Origin of the sequence: Corynebacterium hiratae, from assembly GCF_009708045.1 — a bacterium.
GTDB lineage: Bacteria > Actinomycetota > Actinomycetes > Mycobacteriales > Mycobacteriaceae > Corynebacterium > Corynebacterium hiratae.
This window is the reverse complement of sequence record NZ_VIOG01000001.1, coordinates 335,285-355,085: the sequence shown is the minus strand read 5'-3', so window position 1 is coordinate 355,085 and position 19,801 is coordinate 335,285. Positions and strand designations below refer to the sequence as shown.

The 19,801-nt window shown below is 59.1% G+C and carries 17 protein-coding genes and 1 tRNA gene; 9 read left to right on the top strand and 9 right to left on the bottom strand.

Annotated elements, in window-relative coordinates:
- Positions 1–75: 75 nt before the first annotated feature.
- Positions 76–1,485: a TetR/AcrR family transcriptional regulator gene (locus FME68_RS01600; protein ID WP_230308840.1), complete on the top strand. Its 1,410-nt coding sequence runs from the start codon at positions 76–78 to the stop codon at positions 1,483–1,485.
- 367 nt (positions 1,486–1,852) lie between these two features.
- Complete coding sequence (locus FME68_RS01595; RefSeq protein ID WP_158395534.1) at positions 1,853–3,355, top strand: collagen-like protein; 1,503 nt, start codon at positions 1,853–1,855, stop codon at positions 3,353–3,355.
- A gap of 78 nt (positions 3,356–3,433) precedes the next feature.
- Here the strand turns inward: FME68_RS01595 and FME68_RS01590 are convergent, their stop codons facing one another.
- The 4 genes from FME68_RS01590 to FME68_RS01575 all read right to left on the bottom strand — a co-directional run bounded on the left by FME68_RS01590 (position 3,434) and on the right by FME68_RS01575 (position 7,032).
- Positions 3,434–5,041 (bottom strand): cation:proton antiporter domain-containing protein, encoded by a 1,608-nt coding sequence (locus FME68_RS01590; protein ID WP_158395532.1) that lies wholly within the window; start codon positions 5,039–5,041, stop codon positions 3,434–3,436.
- Positions 5,042–5,283: 242 nt separating this feature from the next.
- Positions 5,284–5,357: transfer RNA gene (locus tag FME68_RS01585), tRNA-Pro, on the bottom strand.
- An 87-nt stretch (positions 5,358–5,444) separates the two neighbouring features.
- Positions 5,445–5,843: a YchJ family protein gene (locus tag FME68_RS01580; RefSeq protein ID WP_158395530.1), complete on the bottom strand. Its 399-nt coding sequence runs from the start codon at positions 5,841–5,843 to the stop codon at positions 5,445–5,447.
- 7 nt (positions 5,844–5,850) lie between these two features.
- Positions 5,851–7,032 (bottom strand): bifunctional alpha/beta hydrolase/OsmC family protein, encoded by a 1,182-nt coding sequence (locus tag FME68_RS01575; RefSeq protein WP_158395528.1) that lies wholly within the window; start codon positions 7,030–7,032, stop codon positions 5,851–5,853.
- A 96-nt stretch (positions 7,033–7,128) separates the two neighbouring features.
- Here FME68_RS01575 and secA2 point away from each other — a divergent pair, with 96 nt between their 5' ends.
- The 5 genes from secA2 to FME68_RS01550 all read left to right on the top strand — a co-directional run bounded on the left by secA2 (position 7,129) and on the right by FME68_RS01550 (position 12,335).
- Positions 7,129–9,420 (top strand): accessory Sec system translocase SecA2, encoded by a 2,292-nt coding sequence (gene secA2, locus FME68_RS01570; protein WP_158395647.1) that lies wholly within the window; start codon positions 7,129–7,131, stop codon positions 9,418–9,420.
- Positions 9,421–9,506: 86 nt separating this feature from the next.
- Complete coding sequence (gene odhI / locus FME68_RS01565) at positions 9,507–9,938, top strand: oxoglutarate dehydrogenase inhibitor Odhl (protein WP_010186533.1); 432 nt, start codon at positions 9,507–9,509, stop codon at positions 9,936–9,938.
- Between the two features lie 118 nt (positions 9,939–10,056).
- Positions 10,057–10,803 (top strand): transcriptional regulator FtsR, encoded by a 747-nt coding sequence (gene ftsR, locus FME68_RS01560; protein WP_046649387.1) that lies wholly within the window; start codon positions 10,057–10,059, stop codon positions 10,801–10,803.
- Positions 10,804–10,863: 60 nt separating this feature from the next.
- Positions 10,864–11,460, top strand: coding sequence for a bifunctional nuclease domain-containing protein (locus FME68_RS01555; protein WP_158395526.1), 597 nt, complete (start codon positions 10,864–10,866; stop codon positions 11,458–11,460).
- A gap of 314 nt (positions 11,461–11,774) precedes the next feature.
- On the top strand, positions 11,775–12,335 hold the full coding sequence (locus tag FME68_RS01550; protein ID WP_158395643.1) for a MerR family transcriptional regulator: 561 nt from the start codon (positions 11,775–11,777) through the stop codon (positions 12,333–12,335).
- Positions 12,336–12,462: 127 nt separating this feature from the next.
- Here FME68_RS01550 and FME68_RS01545 read toward each other — a convergent pair whose 3' ends face one another.
- From FME68_RS01545 to FME68_RS01535, 3 genes are read right to left on the bottom strand one after another with little or no spacing between them, the layout of a single operon-like run.
- Complete coding sequence (locus FME68_RS01545; protein ID WP_158395524.1) at positions 12,463–13,299, bottom strand: VWA domain-containing protein; 837 nt, start codon at positions 13,297–13,299, stop codon at positions 12,463–12,465.
- A 56-nt stretch (positions 13,300–13,355) separates the two neighbouring features.
- Positions 13,356–14,210: a 3-methyladenine DNA glycosylase gene (locus FME68_RS01540; protein ID WP_158395522.1), complete on the bottom strand. Its 855-nt coding sequence runs from the start codon at positions 14,208–14,210 to the stop codon at positions 13,356–13,358.
- Complete coding sequence (locus FME68_RS01535) at positions 14,207–15,520, bottom strand: DEAD/DEAH box helicase (RefSeq protein WP_158395520.1); 1,314 nt, start codon at positions 15,518–15,520, stop codon at positions 14,207–14,209. The genes FME68_RS01540 and FME68_RS01535 overlap by 4 nt, the downstream gene beginning before the upstream one ends.
- 247 nt (positions 15,521–15,767) lie before the next feature.
- On the opposite strand from FME68_RS01535, the gene FME68_RS01530 reads away from it, so the two are divergent.
- Positions 15,768–16,439 carry a hypothetical protein gene (locus tag FME68_RS01530; protein ID WP_158395518.1) on the top strand — a complete coding sequence of 224 codons (672 nt, stop codon included), beginning with the start codon at positions 15,768–15,770 and terminating at the stop codon, positions 16,437–16,439.
- Between the two features lie 193 nt (positions 16,440–16,632).
- Here FME68_RS01530 and FME68_RS01525 read toward each other — a convergent pair whose 3' ends face one another.
- Positions 16,633–17,739: an HNH endonuclease signature motif containing protein gene (locus tag FME68_RS01525; RefSeq protein WP_158395516.1), complete on the bottom strand. Its 1,107-nt coding sequence runs from the start codon at positions 17,737–17,739 to the stop codon at positions 16,633–16,635.
- A 114-nt stretch (positions 17,740–17,853) separates the two neighbouring features.
- Positions 17,854–19,311 (bottom strand): NADP-dependent phosphogluconate dehydrogenase, encoded by a 1,458-nt coding sequence (gene gnd, locus FME68_RS01520; protein WP_158395514.1) that lies wholly within the window; start codon positions 19,309–19,311, stop codon positions 17,854–17,856.
- Between the two features lie 43 nt (positions 19,312–19,354).
- Here gnd and FME68_RS01515 point away from each other — a divergent pair, with 43 nt between their 5' ends.
- Complete coding sequence (locus tag FME68_RS01515) at positions 19,355–19,801, top strand: PaaI family thioesterase (RefSeq protein WP_070517782.1); 447 nt, start codon at positions 19,355–19,357, stop codon at positions 19,799–19,801.

Here is a 19,801-nt window from a genome sequence, read left to right as displayed (position 1 = left end):
TAAGAAAACCTGTGTATATTCCTATCCTTTGTTTATGGGCCTAAAAGTGATTGTTTCCTAGGTAAGCTGAATTCTGTGATTACTTCAGTAGGTGTGGAACAAGGTAACCAACCCTCGCGCCAGCTCCTTATTGAGCAGGCCGGTCGGGTTATTGCCAAAGCGGGCATTGATGAGGTGCGCCTCCGGGAGGTGGCCGATCAAGTGGATGTTCCGCTAGCGGAAGCCCAAGAGCTCTTTGCCTCTGAAGCTGAGCTTGTAAATGAAACCAAGCGCACCCTGAACGAGGCGCTGACCTCAGTCGTTGATCTGCATCTCCAGCGTTTGCCTGAGAATGCGACGGCCGTGGATAAGCTTCGCGCCACGGCGCTGGCGTATTTCTCCTTCGCGGTGGAGGATCCCTCTGCCTTTGCGGCATTTTCTGCGGTTCATGCAACGCCTCGGGTCGGCGTCACCGCAGAGGACTTTGTTAATCCTGATGGGGATGTCGAAATATGTCCTATCATGCAGATTCTTTTTGAGTTGACCGAGGAGGCTATCAAGGAATCTGGCGGAGTAGATCCTGATGTTAGTGGAACCTTGTTGTCGGCGCTGTCGATTTTTTCCCACCTACACGGCGTGACGCAACTGGCAGCTGAAGGAATCCTGCGTTACCTGTCGCCGGCAGCGAAAAAGCAGACATTTGGCGCTGTTATGGACACGCTGAGTGTCGGCCTCTACCCATTCTTTAGGGGAGAGCGCGTCGAGCGCACTATTCCTTATGGCTTGGCGGGAGAGCAGCCGGAGGCGTTGATAGCAAAGGCCAAGGATTACCCACGGGGAACCGAGGATGAACAGCGTACGGCGTTGCTGCGTGGTGCTATTGAGGAGGCGCTTGACCACGGCGTTACCGGTCTTCATATCGGTGGTGCTGCGAAGCGGGCGGGCCTTAGTGTGCAGGAAGCTGAGCACCTGATTGAAAGCGATCAAGAGCTGGCCAGCTTCCTTGAGCGGTATTTGGACAAAGTCAACTATGAGTTCATTTTCCGGCAGGTAGCTGCGCTTCCGGAAGACGCTAAAGTAATGTCCAAGATTAAGGCCACCGGGTACGGCTACGTCTCGCATGCGCTGGCTGATCCGAAGGGCTTTGAAGCTCTCATCAAGATCGCGTCCGGGCCGATTGTTCCCATGTCCTTCGAGGACGACTTTTTGCCGAACGCGAACAAAGCGGTTGAGCTCCAACGTGACTTTAGCGAATTTGGACGGGCTTTTGGCTTCATTATGTCTCTCATGCGTGAGGCAATCGATGAAGTTGACGGGCCGCGCACTCCGTGGGTTCTTTTCACCTTGGTAATTTCCGTGTGGGCGGGCGCTCATGGTCTAGCCATGCTGAGTACCAAGGGTCCCTTGCGTGGATTTGATTCAGACTATATTTTCGAGATTCTCACCCACTATATGGACATTGAATTTGGTGGCATCATGCGCAGTCTTAGTGGAACGACTGACTAATGCAGCAACGTAACTGAGAATTGCCTCTTGGCGCGTCATCGTCGCCGTTTCTCTACCCGCTTTCTTAATGTGAAAGCGGGTAGTTCTTTCTATTGGCACCTAGGGAGGGCCGGGGTGCCGGCGGCTAAACTCGGCGTCTATCCGCAAGTTGCCCGTTGGTGATGGGGGTAAGATAATCGTATTGTCAACGATGTTGACGCTGTGAACTGCACTGATGTTGAACTGGGGGTTTCCAAACGGGGGTAACGATTAGTTACTCAAATGTAGAAAATATATTTCGACGGTTGTATGGTGACCACGTCCGAACCTTAAGCACTTAGCTCACTGTGTTAAGTGTGTGCTCATCAACTTGCAAGAAAGACTTCGCATGCGTTCCCTACACTCTCGCATCGTTGCCACCGCAGTGGCCGTAGCAACCTTTTCTTCCGTTATTGTCGCCCCGCAGACCTTCGCCGTTGAGGAGCCGAGCGATACGTCTTTTGTCCACGAACAGTCCGGCGCTGACACTGTCGACGTCAATGGCACCGCCTTCGACGAAGACGGCAACCTGATCGATTCAAACAACGCTGGCGACAACACCATTGAGGAGTTGGAGCGTGAATCCCGAGACAACGACTTTGGCTTCTACGGCGCGGAAAACGGCAAGCCAACGACACTCGATGAGCTGGAAACCGCCGAGGCATCGACGGCTGACGCGACTATCAAGGTCGTAGAGAAGAACGGCAAATTGGTGTGTGAGATCACCGATGCCCCAGGCAAAGAAGGCGAGATTCTCGAGCGCAAGCTGGACCTTGCACGGGCTTTCTACGACGGTGGAAACAAGCTGCTCCAGACGGTGTGGGAAGTAATCCCAGTCGTCGGTGAACTTGTGCCTTCTGACTTCATCAAGAAGATTGGCGCAAGCTCGTGGGAGGGAATTGCCAAACTTGTTCGTGATGGTGAGGCAAACAAGGACGTCACCTGGGATCTCGCACGCGCGCAAGGCATGGCCATCGCCAAGATTGATAACGCTGATGCAGAGGTGGACTTAAAGAATCCAGATGCCGCCAAGAAGACCGTTTCTGGCCTCATCAAGTTTGCTGACGGTGCTTTTGGCACTGGTGTGGCCACCGTTCTGAAGATCTTCAATGCCGCTGTCACCATCGCAGGTCTCTTCCCAGGCGCCAGCGCAGCCAAGGATTTGAAGTTGAGCAAGACCCAGCGAAAGGAAATTGAGTCTACTCTCTCAGATATTTCGGCTTCTGCCTCCGCGCTCGCAGAAATCAATGCACCAGCTGGTCAGAAGTGTGCGGATATGCTGAACGGCAAGAAAGTAAGCAACGACGAGCCCGCTTCTCCTTCGACGTCTAATACCACTGAGCCTTCAGAATCCCCCGAGTCTTCTGAGCCGTCTAGCTCAGTAACGCCGAGCCCTTCTGAGACCACCGAGCCCGAGGAATCGGAGTCTGAGACGCCTACGACGACCGAACCCTCGACTTCTACCACCGACGGTGCTGAGGCTCAGGACGGCAAAGACGGTAAGGACGGTGAACCAGGCCGCGATGGAAAAGACGGTAAGGATGGTATCGACGGCAAGGATGGCCGCGACGGTGCCAACGGTGCACCGGGCGCACCCGGCCGCGATGGCGTCGATGGCCAGGACGGGCGCGACGGTCTTAACGGTCTAAATGGCCGCGACGGCGCTGACGGGAAGGATGGCAAAGACGGTCAAGACGGAAAGGACGTCGATTCCTCCTCCATGGCTGGCTACACATTCCTCGCAGCTATCCTCGGTGGCGGTCTCGTCGTTTCTATTCTGGGCGCGATGGATTACCTCTACCTTTTGGGCTACCTGCCCAAGGAGGGGATCCCGTGGCGTGCTAACAGCTAAGCACCCATTGGACGCTGAGTCCGGACACAGGAGCCGGTCTCAGCAGGGAGCGGGCTGGATGCCGCGGAGGACGTTTTCCTAAAGCTCGCCCTCGTTGCGCAAGTGCCGTAGCTGATTCTCCGTAAAAGTTCGCTCCGCTAGGGATTCGCCGGCACCGTCCTGCAAGTGCACAACGACACTGAGCCCGAGCTCCTGCAGGTCCTCGACGTCTTCACGGTACATGGCCACCGAGCTGATGGTGCATTCTTCGGTATTGATGCGGGAAGCGTAGATTTCCTTGACGGCGTCTACGTTCGCGTGCTGGGCCGGCATGGCGAGCATAATCATATCGATCTGGTGGCTGTCCTTGACGCGCTCCCAGAAGTCGATATCTGTTGCATCGCCCTCCACGACGTTGTAGCCACTCTCTTGGAGATGGCGAACTCGTGCTGGATCGTGTTCCACTCCCAAAACCTTGGCGCCGTAGACGTCGACGAGCTCCTTGTAACAGGAAAGGCCGAGCCGTCCTACGCCGAGGACGAGCGCATGGGCGTCGCCAAGCTCGATGGGGCGATCCTCCGGGTGAATCTTGTGCGGTGGGCGGGCCGGCAGTCGCTTGGCTAGGTGTGTAGCTCGCGAGACGTTTTGTGGGTTGAGGATTGCCGAGATGACAAAGCTCAACGAAACAGCGAGCACGAGTGACAGCAGCCAGCGTTGGTTGAGCCAGCCGTCCTGTACTCCCACAGCGGCAATGATAAGGGCGAACTCAGAGTAGTTCGCCAGCAACAGGGAAGCAAGGACAGAAGTGCGGTTGCGCAGTCCCAACATCCACAGGATTGCCCAGTAAGCGAGGCCCTGGATGGGCAAAAGCAGCAGGAGCAACCCGGCGTCGACGATGTTGTGCCACGTTGGTAGGCCCAGGAAACCGATGTTGACGAAAAAGCCAACCAGCAGCAGTTCTTTGAGGGTAAACAGTGAATGGCTGAGCTGTTCTGCGCCAGGGGAGCGGGAGAGCACCACGCCCATGATGAGCGCGCCGAGGCTTCCGGAGAGGCCGACCCACTCGAAGAGAGCATAACCAGGCAGCAGCGCCATGACGATGCCAAAGAGCGCGCCCAGCTCACCGTGCCCGAGCTTGTACCAGCGGCGAGTAGTCAGCGCTAGCAGCGGGACGATGAGGACAAGCAACACGGCCGCTAAGCTTGGTGGCTCTCCCCGCAGGATGCTCATGAAGACGACAGCGATGATGTCCTGCATGATGAGGACGCCGATGCAGATATTGCCGTAGAGGGCTTGTTCATCGCCGCGGTCTTGCAAGATTTTGACGACCACGATGGTGCTGGAAAAACTCAGCACGAGGGCGACGTTGACCGCTATCGAAAAACTGGTCGGACCGAATGCGCCGAGTGCGCCGAGAGCCGTGATAAAACCCATGCCGAGGAGGGTCATCACGAGCACGTGGGCGGTGGCGGTAAGCCAGACAGCCTTGTCGGTCAAGGCCCTCAGATCGAGGCGCAACCCGATTGCAAAAAGCATCAGCGTGACACCAATGTCGGCGAAAAGATCTAACGCTTCAACGTGCTCGATACCCCCGGCATTGAGCGCGAAGCCAGCGACGAGAAACCCGATGAGAGGCGGCAATCGCACCGCCCACGCAACGAGGCCGCAGCCAAACACCACTGCGAGGTAGATCAATAACAATTCCATGGATTGTAATAGTGCCCTAACCCGAGCTTTGGCCAGAGTTTGAAACACTATCTACCCCATGAGGGTGAGAAACATGGAGTGGCCTTGCTTGGCGATACATGTCGTTCACGGTAAATAAGCGCTAAAAAAATTATTTGACCTCTATTTACCGTGGGCGTAGTAACCCAAGGCTTAAGCCTTAACCCGTCGACTCGTTCCAGAAGAAAAGGCTGGTCAGAGTTTTCTGACCAGCCTAAATTTTGTCGGACTAACAGGATTTGAACCTGCGACCCCTACACCCCCAGTGTAGTGCGCTACCAAACTGCGCCATAGTCCGCCGCCGCACCATTTGGTGCAACTGCTACAGATTACACCAAGGGTATTCGCCACAACAAATCCCAGTCCACCCTTGTTTTAGCGGCAGCTAAAACTCTCCGGCGGAATAGACCCACTGCCCGTTTTGGCGGTGGAAAGAGGAGCGCTCTCGCTGCGAGCCCTTCGCGGCCCCCTTGTAAAAGGCTTCGAATTCAACGATGCCGGTCTGGTCCAAGGGGCCGCCGGCGACGGTGTCGATAATGTCGAGGCGGTAGAAGCGGATCCCAGTATCCGCTAGATCGAGGCGCTCGGGGCGGGTTTCGGGGTCCCAGGTACGCAGCAAATAATCCTCGTCGCCGGCGACGAAAGCGCTAAAGCGCGAGCGCATGAGGGCTTCCGCGGAGGGCGCAGGAGTACCGGCGTGGTAGCGCGAACAGCACTCACCAAACGTTAAACCGGTACCGCAAGGGCAGCGCGCAGCGGGATCAAGTGGGTTGAGAACGATCATGCGTGCGTTACTTCTCAGCGGTGGTCGTGACGGTCGTGGTCACTTCGGCCGCTAGGAGGGCGTCGATGGGGGTGTTCGCAGAGGCGTCGCCCAGCGCGCGTTGTTGCGCTTCGGTCAGCGAGGTCGGCAGCGAGACCGTACGGGTGAAGCTAGAGGCGGACTGCTGCGTGATGCTGACGCTCACTGCTTCCAGAGCCTTGGCATCAATCTTCTGCTCCTTGCCCGCCGCCCTGATGGCCTGGGTGCTTGCCGCAGCCAGGGAGGACATGAGCAGGCCTTCGGCGGTGAAGCCCTGGCCCTTGCCGCCATCCTTCTTGGTACGGTCGGCGGTTACCGAGCGATCGTTGTGGCGCACCACGACGCCCATCTTCGTGCCCACGGCCGGAATGGCAACGGCCGAGTCCTCAGCAACAGGTGCGGGAAGGTTCTCCGGAACAATGAACTGCTCTGCCCACGCCCCGATGAGGTCGGCGGCACGGGCTGCTGCGCCTTGCTTAGTTAAGAGGTGGTCGGCCTTGTCCAAGGCGACCAGGGACTTGGGGTAGCGCGTGGTACGGAAAATATTCTGTGCGTTGTCAATGCCCACGGTCTGATCAATGGGGGAGTGCAGCACCATCAGGGGCTTGCGCAGGCGCGGGAGGTACTCCTCCGGGTTTGTCTCAGCGAGATCTTCGAGGAAAAGGCGCGAAATGGTCAGCTCGCGGCCACCCAAAGTGACCTCGACTTCGCCATTAGCATCGACCTGGCCGATCTTGTCGGCGTAATGGAGCACGGAGTGCGCTGGGTCGAAGGGTGCCCCGATGGTGGCGACGGCTTTGAGGGAGCGGATGCTGTTGGCTGCGGCAAGGGTAGCGGCGCCACCGAGCGAGTGCCCCATGAGTACCTGCGGAGCGGAATAATTGGCAGCCAGCCAGTCGGCGGCGGCCTGGATATCGGCGACATTTTGGCTGAAGCAGGTGTCCGCGAAATTGCCCTCGGACTGGCCCAAACCCGGGAAATCAAAGCGCAGGGTGGCGATGCCAAAGTTGGTCAGCTGTTTGCTCACGCGGGCCGCGCCCGGCGTATGGCGCGAACCGGCAAAACAGTGCGCGAAGATAGCGAAGGCTTGCGGAGGGGAGTCGGGAAAATCGATGGTTCCGGCCATCGCGGTACCGGTGCTGGAAGGGAGCGACACGTTCACGGATTGCATGCCCACAAGGATATAAGGGCGAACGCACGCTTGCGAACCGGGGTTGACTAGAGTCGATAGAAGACCTGTATGACGCACAAGGATGGAGGAGTGCTCATGGGCGCATTCGATTGGTTCTGGAAGGCAATGGGCGCGCAGTCCGAGCGCAACAACAAGAAATCGAAGGCTGTCGTGATGGCAGCCGATTCAGCAGTGGGGGACATTGCGGCCCTGTCGGATGCTGACGTTGCCGCCACTGCGCGCGCTTGCGTGAAAGACGGGGTAATTGCAGATAAGTCTCGTTTCCTCGCGGCCCTGGCTGTGGCGAGTGAACGTAAGCTCGGTATGCGGCCGTTTAATGTCCAGTCCCAGGCCGTATTGCGTCTTCTTGAAGGTGACGTCATCCAAATGGCCACCGGTGAGGGAAAGACACTGGTGGGTGCCATGGCCGCGACTGGTTTCGCGCTCACCGGCAAGCGCGTCCACTTGGTGACGGTTAATAATTATCTAGCGGCGCGTGACGCCGAATGGATGCGCCCACTCGTGGAGTTCTTTGGACTCACGGTGGCTTCCGTGACGGAGAAAATGGGGCCGGAAGAGCGACGCGGGGCTTACCTTTCCGACATCATTTATGCGCCGGTTAATGAGCTCGGTTTCGATGTGCTGCGAGATAACCAGATCACCTCCCGGGAACAGACGGTGCAGGCGCGCGCGGACGTGGCGTTGGTGGATGAGGCCGACTCGGTGCTTGTCGACGAAGCCCTCGTCCCCCTCGTCCTCGCCGGAAATCGCCCCGGTGAGGAATCTACGGGCCACATCACCAACGTGGTCTCCCACTTGCGCGAGGAGCAGGACTACGTCATCGCGGAGGACGGCCGCACGGTGGCGCTCACCGATGATGGTGCGGCTCGAGTAGAGCGGGAGTTGGGCATTGACTCGCTGTATTCGGAGGAGAATATCGGCTCCGTATTGGTGAAGGTCAACCTGGCGCTACACGCGAAGGCGCTGCTCATCCGTGACATTCACTACATCATCACGGACGGAAAGCTGCAGCTTATCGACGCCTCCCGCGGCCGCGTGGCCGAGCTACAACGCTGGCCGGATGGACTCCAGGCAGCGGTGGAGGCCAAAGAGGGCCTGGAGGTATCAGAAGGTGGGCGCATCCTCGACACCATTACGCTGCAGGAGCTCATGCGTCGCTACCCCTTGGTCTGTGGCATGACGGGCACCGCGGTGGAGGCCACCGACCAGTTGCGACAGTTTTATGACCTGCACGTCTCGGTCATCGACCGCAACAAGGAATTGCAGCGCTTCGACGAAGCTGACCGCATCTACGCGTCTGTGGATGAAAAATCGCGCGCCATCGTCAACGAGATCGTTGCGATCAACAGCACGGGTCAGCCGGTCCTCGTGGGTACCCACGATGTCGCGGAATCCGAGGACCTCGCTGCAGCTTTGCGTGAGCGCGGCATTACTGTCAACGTCCTCAACGCTAAGAACGACGAGGACGAAGCGCGGATTGTTGCGGAGGCAGGTGACGTGGGGCGCGTGACCGTTTCAACACAGATGGCGGGCCGCGGCACCGATATCAAGCTGGGCGGCGCGGACGAAGCTGACCGCGACGCGGTCGTCGAGAAGGGCGGTTTGGCAGTACTTGGCACCTCGCGGCACCGTTCCTCACGCTTAGACAACCAGCTGCGCGGCCGTGCGGGCCGGCAGGGAGATCCGGGCATGTCTCTCTTCTTCGTCTCCTTGGAGGACGACGTAGTTCAGCAAGGTGGGGAAGATGAGTCCCTGTCGGCGCGTCCAGACGCCGATGGCCTCATTGAATCCAAGCGTGTTCGGGACTTCATCGCACACTGTCAGCGGGTGACGGAAGGCCAGTTGCTGGAGATTCACGCGCAGACGTGGAAGTACAACCAGCTGCTGGCGGATCAGCGCATCATTATCGATGAGCGCCGCGCCAAGTTGCTCGATACAGACCAGGCCTGGCAGGAGCTCGCTGAGCGAGCGCCCGATCGCGCCGCCGAGCTAAGCGACGTCCCCGTGGATGCCCGTGAGCGCGCCGCCCGCGAGATCATGCTCTACCACCTCGACTTGGCGTGGGCCGACCACTTGGAGCTGATGGATGACGTGCGTGAATCCATTCACTTGCGTGCCATTGCCCGTGAGACCCCCATCGATGAATACCATCGCATCGCGGTACGCGAATTCAAGGATTTGGCGCAGCGCGCGGTTGATGATGCCGTCGATACTTTTAAGACCGTGCTTGTTGATGCCGATGGTGCGCACCTAGAGGATCATGGACTGTCCCGCCCGAGTGCTACCTGGACTTATATGGTTTCCGATAATCCATTGTCTGGCGGGGGAAATTCCGTGCTCAAGGGGATAGGAAACATTTTCCGTTAATGTATTTGTGGAGAGGCGACTCGCGCGCGCAGCGGAGTCGCTAATATGGAATGAGTCAACATCGATCCGACCCTTCGGAGGTAAAAATGAGCGAGAATACCGGAACGCCGGAACCGCAGGCAGAGACTACTTCTGTCTTCCGCGCTGATCTTCTTAAGGAGATGGAAAACGGCACCGCGGCGGGTTCCGACGCCTCCGTTGCTGGTGCTGAGAACCTGGCTGAAGGCCAGGCCCTGCTCGTCGTGAAGCGAGGCCCGAATGCTGGCGCGCGCTTCTTGCTTGATCAGCCGACCACCACCGCCGGCCGCCACCCGGAAGCGGACATCTTCCTCGATGACGTCACCGTCTCCCGCCGCCACGCAGAATTCCGCGCCAAGGACGGCCAGTTCGAGGTCGTGGACGTCGGATCGCTCAATGGCACCTACGTCAATCGCGAGCCGCGCAATGCGCAGGTACTGGAAGTAGGCGACGAAATCCAGATTGGTAAGTTCCGCCTCGTCTTCATCGCCCCTAAATAGGGCAGTACCCGTCAGCAAGGACGAAGCGGGGGTACGAGGGGAGCAGCCGGTCTTGCTTCCTCACTGTGCCTGCCCTTTGTCAAAGTGAATCCGCGTAGAAAGCAGTAGTAGTCCCATCGTGAGCGCTCAGAAGTCCACCGCAGCTGCAGCAACAGCATCTTCGGCGGCCAAGAAGACCAAGCAAAAGCCCATGTCTATTGGCGTAACGCTGAAGCACGTGCAGAAGCAGTTCCCGGACGTGACGGTGTCGAAGATTCGCTTTTTGGAATCTGAGGGTCTGATTACTCCGGAACGCACCGCGAAGGGCTACCGCCGCTACTACCAGAAGGATCTTGACCGTCTGCGCTACATTCTGACCGCGCAGCGCGACCACTACACGCCGCTCAAGGTTATTCGTGAGCAGCTGGAGGCGATGGATTCGGGGCAAGTCACCGCCATTGTCTCCTCCCAGGCTGAGGCACTGATCAGTGCCGAGCAGCTGCGAGCACCAGTGGTGACAAGGCTTACCGACGCCGACGTGGCCGACCAAGCCGGGACCACGCAGGAAAACATTGCGGAGCTGGTCTCGGTGGGGCTCATTAAGCCGGATCCGGCGGGATTCTTTGACACGGATGACGTGTCTATCGTGTCGGCGGCTGTCGCCTTAGAGTCCTTCGGCTTTGAGGCACGGCAATTGAAGTCGCTGCGCAATGCCGCCCGCCGGCAGGCAGACATGATTTCACAGGTGGCTTCACCGGTGGCGCATTCGAAGTCTGATACGGCCCCGCAGCAGGCAGAAGAGCTCTCGCAGCAGATGGCGGCGCTTGTTCTGTCCCTTCATGGAACGCTGGTCAAGACTGAGCTGCGGGACGAGTTCCGCCCTTAGCGGATTAGAGGCTGCTCTGTTAATCGCCACGCGTGAGGAAAGTGTGGAAAAGTGGGTGCCATGACTGCAGAAGTATTGAAATTTTTAGGAATCCACCCCGTCGGCCCCGAGAATAACCTGTGCGCCCTCTTTTACTGGGAAGAGGCAGACCGGCACGTACCTGTGTGGGTCTCGCCTATTGATGGAGCCCGCGTTCTCCAGGTGCTGGAGAGCCATTACAACGCGCGGCCTAGTACCTATGAACTCTTGATTGCCTTCGCCGACCAGCTTGACGGGATCGAGCATATTTGTGTCTCCGAGTACCACAAGGGCGCTTTCATGGTCGACGTGGTCGACGGAACAGGTGAGGAACACGACGCCCGCATCTGTGACGCCCTCGTCCTAGCAGATCACTACGGGGTGCCCATCCGGTTTGAGAAGGAGGTGCTCGAGGAGGTCGCTGTTTACATTAGCGATGAAGACCTTAAGGAGTACTACGGTCTCGAGCGCGAGGCTAAGTCCCCAGAGACCTTCCCGGAGAAGAGGTCGCGCGATTTTCAAGAGATGGCGGCCCGGCAGAAAGCTCAGGAAGACGATGACTTTGAGCAGATGATGCGTGATTCCGGCATTTCCGAAGAAGATTTGCTTGGGGGCGACTCGCCGGAAGATGAAGACTAAGGCCCGCGCATCCGGCTGAACGACGTACGTAGAAAGGTAGCGGTCGGCTCGGCATACTTACCAGCACAACAGACTAGACACAGCGGCTCCGTTTCTGGGTGCCGCTTTTCTTGTCATCAGCGATTTTTTAATGACACGCGTGTGACTAATGATGACAAAGTGACCAAAGAAGTCTAAAGTTCTACTAGAGGTTTACGAAGGGCGACCCTTGACGTGGTCGCTGACGTGGCCTTTAATAGAAAAATAGAACTCCCCTCAAACATCACTGGAGTAATTACGTGAGCAGTAAAAACAACCGCACCGAGTCCCGCGCCCTGCCGCTCGATGACGCCGCATCGAACGGCTACGTCCAGGAATCCCTCTTCGACGTCGGACCGGACGAGGAGCTGGGTTACCGCGTGCCCATCGCGTGTCAGGTAGCCGGCATTACCTACCGTCAGCTGGATTACTGGGCACGCACCGACCTGGTCAAGCCCTCTATCCGCACCGCGCGTGGTTCTGGCTCCCAGCGTCTGTACTCTTTTAAGGACGTATTGGTGCTCAAGATTGTCAAGCGCCTTCTAGACACCGGTATTTCTCTGCAGAACATTCGCCTCGCCGTGGAATCCCTGCGGGATCGCGGCGTTAATGACTTGGCGGAGCTCACGCTTGTCTCCGACGGCACCACGGTCTATGAGTGCCGGTCCAACGATGAAGTCATCGACCTCCTCGCCGGAGGCCAAGGCGTATTCGGTATCGCCGTACCTGGCATCCTTAAGGAGCTCTCCGGTACCATCACGTCCTTCCCGGCCGAGCGCGTCGTGGAGGAAGAAGAGACTGACATCGTTATTGGCCTCGACGAGCTCGCTGCTCGCCGCAAGCGCAAGAGCTCTTAAACTCGCGCCACTCGCCGCCGCGTCTTTCCTGCACTGCTGCTCACGTCAGTGTCCTGGGGAAAGATGCGGCGGCTTTCTGCGCTCTGGGAGTGCACCCCGCGGACTCGCTTTACACGAGAGCCCGCGTCTAGCGTGCGCCGACTGCGGCCGAGATGGCCGTTGCATTGTCCTGGGCATCGGATGGATCTGCGACCGTGCTGTAGGAATCAGCCAGCTTTTCGAGTTCAGCATCCTTCTCGCCGTTACCCACGTGCACCACGCTCAAGCTCACTCCTTCGCCGCGGGCATTCTTTACGGCTTCGGCGAAGGCAGCATCATCCATATCTTGCTGCGTGCCGGTGGTCACGAGCACGACGCGCGTGTCCTTGCCGCTTTCAGCCACTTGGTCGGTGGCGTTATCCAGCGCGGCAACCACAGCGCTGCGGGTTTGCGGAACGCCACCCGTGCCAAACATACCTACGGCATAGGCAACGTTATCGGCATCCCCATACGACAGGTTTTGGCGGTAACCCACGGTTGCCGAGGCGGAAAGAGGAGAGGAGTAGTTCCAAAGGCCCACCTGGCTTCCCTCCCTGTCGGCTGCCGACGCCGCCTCAGCTACACCCTGGCTTACCGCATCGAAATATGGCGTGAGGTTCTCGGACGTATCCAAGAGGAACAAAGTATTCGGCGCAACCTGTGCCTCTGCGGCCTTTTCCTCCGAGCTGGGGGCGGCCGACGTCGATTCGGTGTCCTTCGCCGTTTCCGACGACGCAGGCGCGGCCGAGGTTGTCGCCTCTGCAGTAGAGGTCTCCTCCGTCTTAGCTGTAGTTGATTCTGCCGCCACCGTTTCACCGGAATCGGAATCGTTTCCGCGGAAGAGGAAGAACCCTCCGATAACCAGCGCCAGCACCGCTAAAACGGCCACGATGATGACCCACGGTGCAAATGCGTAGTTATTCTTTCCATCCGAGTGCCGGGCCATCTCTTTCCTTCCGCGCTGGGTTCGCGGGGCGGCACAGCGCGCCCCGACGGGTCACATCAATGGTTCTTCATTGTAGCGGGCAGTGCGGCGCGAATTTGGGAGACAAGCCGCGCGCGCAGGGGCTCGGCGACGTCGGCAAGCGCGCGTTGGCGACGCACGTACTCGGACTTTCCTTCCGCCGTTTCGATGGGGACGACCCCAAACCCCCACTCGCGGCAATCGTAGGGTGAAGCTTCCATATCAAGTGTGCGTGCTGCCACGGCTAGCCGGAAGGTGTCGAGGAACAAATCACCCGGTACCAATGGCCCCAATTTCCACGCCCATTTATACAAATCCATAGTCGCATGGACGCAGCCAGCCTGGTCGTTCTCCGGTTGCCCTTCGCGAGTCAGCACCGTGAGGTTGAGCGGGCGCGCGGGCTCAGTGAAGAAGCGGAAAGCATCGTAATGCGTGCACTTGATGCGGTGCCTATCGACGACCTCATTCGTCCCCTCCGCCCCTAACCGCAGCGGCAAGTCATGGCGAGGAGAATCGGTGTGGTAGACCATGGCCCATTCGTGCAGGCCAAAGCAATCGAATTGGGTAGGGTTATGCGCGGTCTTTTCTAGCAGATTCAGGATGTAACGAACGGTGCTACCGCGGCGTGCGAGGAAGGCCTCAGTGTCCACCGTGACGCCCTCATCAGTGCGGTGGTAGTAGTTCCACTCAACATGCGGGGCCTCGCCGGCCAGAGTCACACCGACGCCTGGGTGCCAACGGCGCAGGTGTGACGGGCGGACGGGGTAGTACTCGAAAAGGAAGTCGTAGACAGGGTGATACGAGCCCGGGTGGCGGTAGCGGGTGAGATACTCGTTGGCCGCCTCCTCGTGCATGGTCATCCGGGTTTGCCAGGTTTTAGGCTGGAGAATCATCTCTGACCTGCGTTGCCCCGTCGGCGGCGCTGGTTACGGCTACCCGATCGCCGCCGCGAAGGCTGCCGTTCGGACTGACTCTGTGGCTTCTTCTTTGATGGTTGCTGGTGTGGTGGGCCGAGCGGCTCGCCCTTGGGCTTGCGAGCTCCCGTCATCTGGGCAAGCTCGGGACTGCTGGCTGGGTTGGCGCGGTCACTGATGTCGAGGTCGGTGTGCGCAACCCCGGCCTTCGCGATGAGCTTTGCCACCTCATCGCGTTGCTCGTCGGTGACGAGCGTGACTACGGTGCCGGAGTCGCCTCCGCGTGCAGTACGGCCCGAGCGGTGCAGATAGGCCTTGTGTTCAGCTGGCGGATCGACGTGGACGACAAGGGAGACGTCGGCGATGTCGATACCGCGGGCAGCGATATCGGTGGCGACGAGTACCGGAACGCTGCCGTCTGCGAAGCCCTCGATGGCCTTGGTACGTGAGCCCTGGCCCTTATCGCCGTGCAAGGGCAGCGCGTTGATTCCGACGCGGCGCAGCTTTTTGGCCTGCCTGTCGACGCCATGTTTAGTGCGCATAAACATGATGGTCTTGCCTTTGCGGGCACCCAGGCGCAGGACGACATCGTTGCGGGCCTCGCGGGTGCCGATGAAGATAAGGTGGTGTTCCATCGTGTCGACGGCTGCCTCGACGGGGGCGGTGGAGTGGGTGACGGGGGCGTGCATGAACTGGTTGACCAGCTTGTTGACTTCGCCGTCGAGGGTGGCGGAGAAGAGCAAACGTTGACCATCGACCGGCGTGAGCTTGAGCAGCTTGCGTACCTGGGGGAGGAAACCCATGTCCGCCATCTGGTCCGCCTCGTCGAGGGCGGTGATAGTGACGTGGTTGAAGAAGAGCTTGCCCTGGTCGATGAGGTCCTGGGCGCGTCCCGGTGTGGCAACGAGCAGGTCAACCGGGCGGGCAAGCGAGCGAATGTGGTTGTTGATGTTGACGCCCCCGACGACTGCCAGTACCCGCAGCCCCAATGCCGCCGCGGGTTCGTCTAAGCGCTGCTGGATCTGGGTTGCCAGCTCGCGCGTCGGTGCTAGGACCAGCCCGCGCGGGTGGGCCGGGCGCGACACCCCGGACTCCGCCAATCGGGCCAGCATAGGGAGACCAAACGTAAAGGTCTTTCCCGAGCCTGTGGGGCCACGTCCGAGGACGTCCTTGCCAGCGAGGGCGTCGGGAATAGCGGCTTCTTGGATAGGGAAGGGGGTCGTGATGCCCTGTTTGTCTAAGATACGAACAACATCGCGGGGGAGGCCGAGTTCGGCGAAAGTAGTCATCGGGTAAAAAGTCTAGTGCTCGGGCCTGCCAGACCGAAAAGCATCACAGTTACCGGTGGGGATTAGGCCTCGCATCCTGCATTTTTAGGGTTTGTGTGACGTGGTTCTCTGTTAAATTGAGCGACATGACGAATCCATTCGACAACTCTCAATCTCAGTCTCCTCCCCGCGGTTTGGCCAGAACCCGCACCACGTTCAACCTGGGCACAACCAAGCGCCTCCCGGTTTTAATGGGCAAGGCCAAGGGATGCCGCAACCGCCACAGAAGAAGCCCGGTTCGAAGAAAGTGTTGTGGATTGTTCTAGTAATAATCCTCGGTCTTATTCTGGTTACAGGGCTCGCTCTTGTGGCGGCGTTTTCTGCTTTTAAGGACTTTGCCGCTGGATTGGAAGATGGGCCAGGAGAGGTCGCTGCCTCTGATGCCGGCTATTGGGAGCGCACGATTGACGTCGATGATGTTGACGCTATCCGAGAGTCCGAGGTGCCAGCGTCTGTTCCTACACCTCTGGCTGAGCTGACGTCCGAGTGTTACGAAGATTCGTCCTATTTCGGTGTGTCAGCAGATCAGGGCTACGACGCGCAGTGGGTCCCGACGATTTCCTGCCTCTATGGGGCCGACGGTGAGTTTGTGGCTCAGTACACCGAGAATCAGGGAGCGATTCAGGACGCGGAGCGCGTGGGGCTGCAGGAGTCCGTTGTGGATTACACATCCGCGCGCGGTTCCCAGATCGCAATTTTTGGCCAGGATGAGGAATTCGTCATGGTGGAAGTGCTCGAGGGTCGTAACGCGGTCATTGAGTACGTGATGGGTGGTTACGACCCGGACGAGGTGGTGACCAACTACGGCGACCTTGCCAGCTATCTGGTAAACGCGGGGATCCTCGACGAGACTCCGGGGCCACCGCCGGTCGACGCCTAGTTATACGCCTATGCTTGACGACGTCCCCGCCTCACACTCACCCAGAATCGCCGCTGTGCCTAATGGGCGGCCGTCGTTGTGTGGGATCGCCGATGTCCCCGTCAGCATGTTTTGTCTGACGGGGTCTTCTATCGGGAGCGCCTTTGTTGCAGGTTACCGGCGCTTTTACTCGTTTGTGTTTGGTGGCTGAGTGTTAGCTGCTGTCGGGTGGTGGGTCCGGTGGCTGGGCTGGCGCTGTGGCTGCTTTTTCGGCGTTGAGTCTGGCGACTGCTTCTTGGTATTCCGGCATTTCCGTGATTGGTGTACCCCAGGGTGGGATGAAACTAACCCCGGTATTCAGTCGGTACATGTAGCCGCGCCCGGTGGGTTTTAAAGGGTCATCATCGTTAATACCGTTGTGGTAGGCGCACAAGAAGGTCAAGTTCTTAATGTTGGTGTAGCCACCAGCCTGCCAGGGGATGAGGTGATGGATTTGGCAGTAATCAGCTGGCTTATTACACCCAGGCCTAGAACACGTCTGAAACTCAGCGTGCAGGGTAAGGCGTTGGTTGAAGTTTGCCCCGCGGGATAGCCGCCAGGTGTTAATAGGCCCTTCGACAGGGTGGACGATGGTGGCGTAGCCTATTTCGGCAAACTTGTGGGTTAAGAATTCTGCCCCGGTCATGCGCGCACCGTTGGTGAGGTTGAGTTCTATTTCGTCGCCGTCACCGTTGATGATCTGGTCCAACTCATTCAGTGTGACGATGACTTGGGTGCGCACCGCTGGCTTAGTACCGGTGGCTTGGTTGAAGAAGACGTCGTTGGCGGCTTGAAGTAGGTCGGTGTTGGTGGATTCTAGGACTGCGCGCATGTTGGCAATCGTGGTGGCATCGTCAGTAATGGAGAGCGTGTTGGGCCCTTCGGATCTGTAGGTGATGCGCACGCCTGGTTTGGCGGTTCTTTTGCGTTTGAGTTCTTTAAGCCGTGCGGTGGCGACCTGGCGGATGCGGTGTGCGGGTGTGGCGGCGAGTTTTGCGCGGAGGTTCCAGGCGTCGAGGGTTTTCTTGATTTTTGAAACGTAGGTTTCAATCAGTGTGAGGGTGCTCAGGCTGTGGCGTTGTTTGAGTGCGGACGCGCGGGCTTTGCGTTGTTTGCCGGTGTAGCGGGTGGGGCCGAAGTACACCTGGTGCAGGCCTGCGAGTTCGGTGGCGTCGGCTGGGTCGGCGCCGAGCGTGCGGAGCTCGTCGGGTGTGCCAGGTATGTTTTCCACCAGCGCAATCCCCGAGTTGCGGAGGCGGAGGTAGGTTTCGATATCCCCCATGGGCACGAAGATTAAACCAGCACTCCCGACCCCGCAACCGGAGGAACAAAACTCCTGGTTAGAGGGGTAGTGGGGCTGGTACGAGAAAAGCCCCTCAGGTGAGGGGCTTGGCAACTACATCTCGGTGAGTGAGCGGTCACCCGACCATTCGATGTGGAAGGTGCCCTCGCGGTCCACGCGCTTGAAGGTGTGGGCGCCGAAGAAATCGCGCTGGCCCTGAATCAAGGCCGCAGGGAGGCGCTCGGCGCGCAGGCTGTCGTAGTAGGACAAAGAAGAAGCAAACACGGGTACCGGCAGCCCCAGCTGGGTGGCAGCCACAACGACGCGACGCCACGGGTCAATCAGGTTTTCCAGCTCACCCTTGAAATACGGGTCCAGAATGAGGGCCGGCAGGTCGGCGTCATTGTCATAAGCCTCACGGATACGGTCGAGGAACTTCGCGCGAATGATGCAGCCGCCACGCCAGATGGTGGCCAAGTCGCGTGGGTCGACGTTCCAGCCGAACTCGTCCGAACCAGCCTTGATCTCATCAAAGCCCTGAGAATAGGCAATGAGCTTTGCGGCATAGAGTGCACGGCGAACGTCCTCGACGAACTCCGCCTTGTCCACGTTGAGCTCGGTGATCGTACCGGAGGGCAGCTGCCCCTCTTGGGCGGCAGCGCGCTGCGCGGTGGCCGAGGAGAGCGCACGCGCGAACACGGATTCCGCAATGCCGGTGATGGGGACGCCAAGATCGAGGCCGTTAATGGCGGTCCAGCGGCCGGTGCCCTTCTGGCCGGCGGCGTCCACGATGACGTCGACAAGCGGGGCGCCAGTGTCAGGATCGGTTTGCGCCAGCACCTCGGCGGTGATCTCAATGAGGTAGGAGTCCAGGTCGCCGGCATTCCACTCGCGGAAGACCTCAGCGATTTCAGCCGGTTCCATGCCCGCGCCATAGCGAAGGAGCTGGTAGGCCTCGCCGATGACCTGCATGTCGGCGTACTCAATGCCGTTGTGCACCATCTTCACGAAGTGCCCCGCACCATCCGGGCCGATGTGAGTGACACACGGCGTGCCGTCCACCTCAGCAGCGATGGACTCCAGGATCGGCCCCAGAGTTTCCCAGGACTCGGCCGGGCCGCCGGGCATGATGGATGGGCCGTTGAGCGCGCCCTCCTCGCCACCGGAGATACCAGCGCCGACGAAGTGACGACCCTTAGCTGCGACCTCCTTCTCGCGGCGAATGGTGTCCGTGAACAAGGCATTGCCACCGTCGATGATGATGTCGCCCTCATCCATGGCCTCGGTGAGCTGGTTAATGACGGCGTCGGTAGCCGCGCCCGCCTGCACCATGATGATTGCCTTACGCGGGCGCTCCAGGGAGGCCACGAAGTCCTCAACGGTCTCGGAAGGGATGAAGGCTCCTTCATCGCCATGCTCGCTGATGAGCGCGCGCGTCTTCTCCGGACTGCGGTTGTAGACCGCGACGGTATTTCCGTTGCGGGCAAAGTTGCGCGCGAGGTTGGAGCCCATGACGGCCAGGCCCACAACACCAATCTGAGCGAGATCTGTCTTTTCAGCAGTTTGAGTCATGTCAACCATCCTACGTCACCGAAATCCACTAACCTGGTGTGGTATGAAACACTCTGAAATCTTCGAAAAGCTCGTCGCAGTATCCCAAACACGGCCGCTTAACGCCGAGGAACTGCAGCTCATCAATTCTCACCCGCAGGGCCTAGCCGGGCTCATCGGTTTGCGTTTCACGCGCATTTCCGCTGATGAGATTCGCTCCGAGGTTGACGTTGTTCCGGATCACCACCAGCCCTGGGGCGTGGCGAATGGAGGGCTTTTCTGCACGATTACGGAGTCCACCGCATCTGTGGGCAGCCTCATCCTCGCGGGCAAGCCGGTTGTGGGCGTGAACAACAACACAGATTTCCTCAAGCCCGTTGCCGAAGGCACCGTCACGGCTGTCGCTACGCCGCTGTACAAGGGCCGCCGCACGCAGCTGTGGGAAGTGAAAATCAGCCAGGGCGATGTACTCCTCGCTGCTTCCACGTTGCGCACCATGGTGGTGCAATAA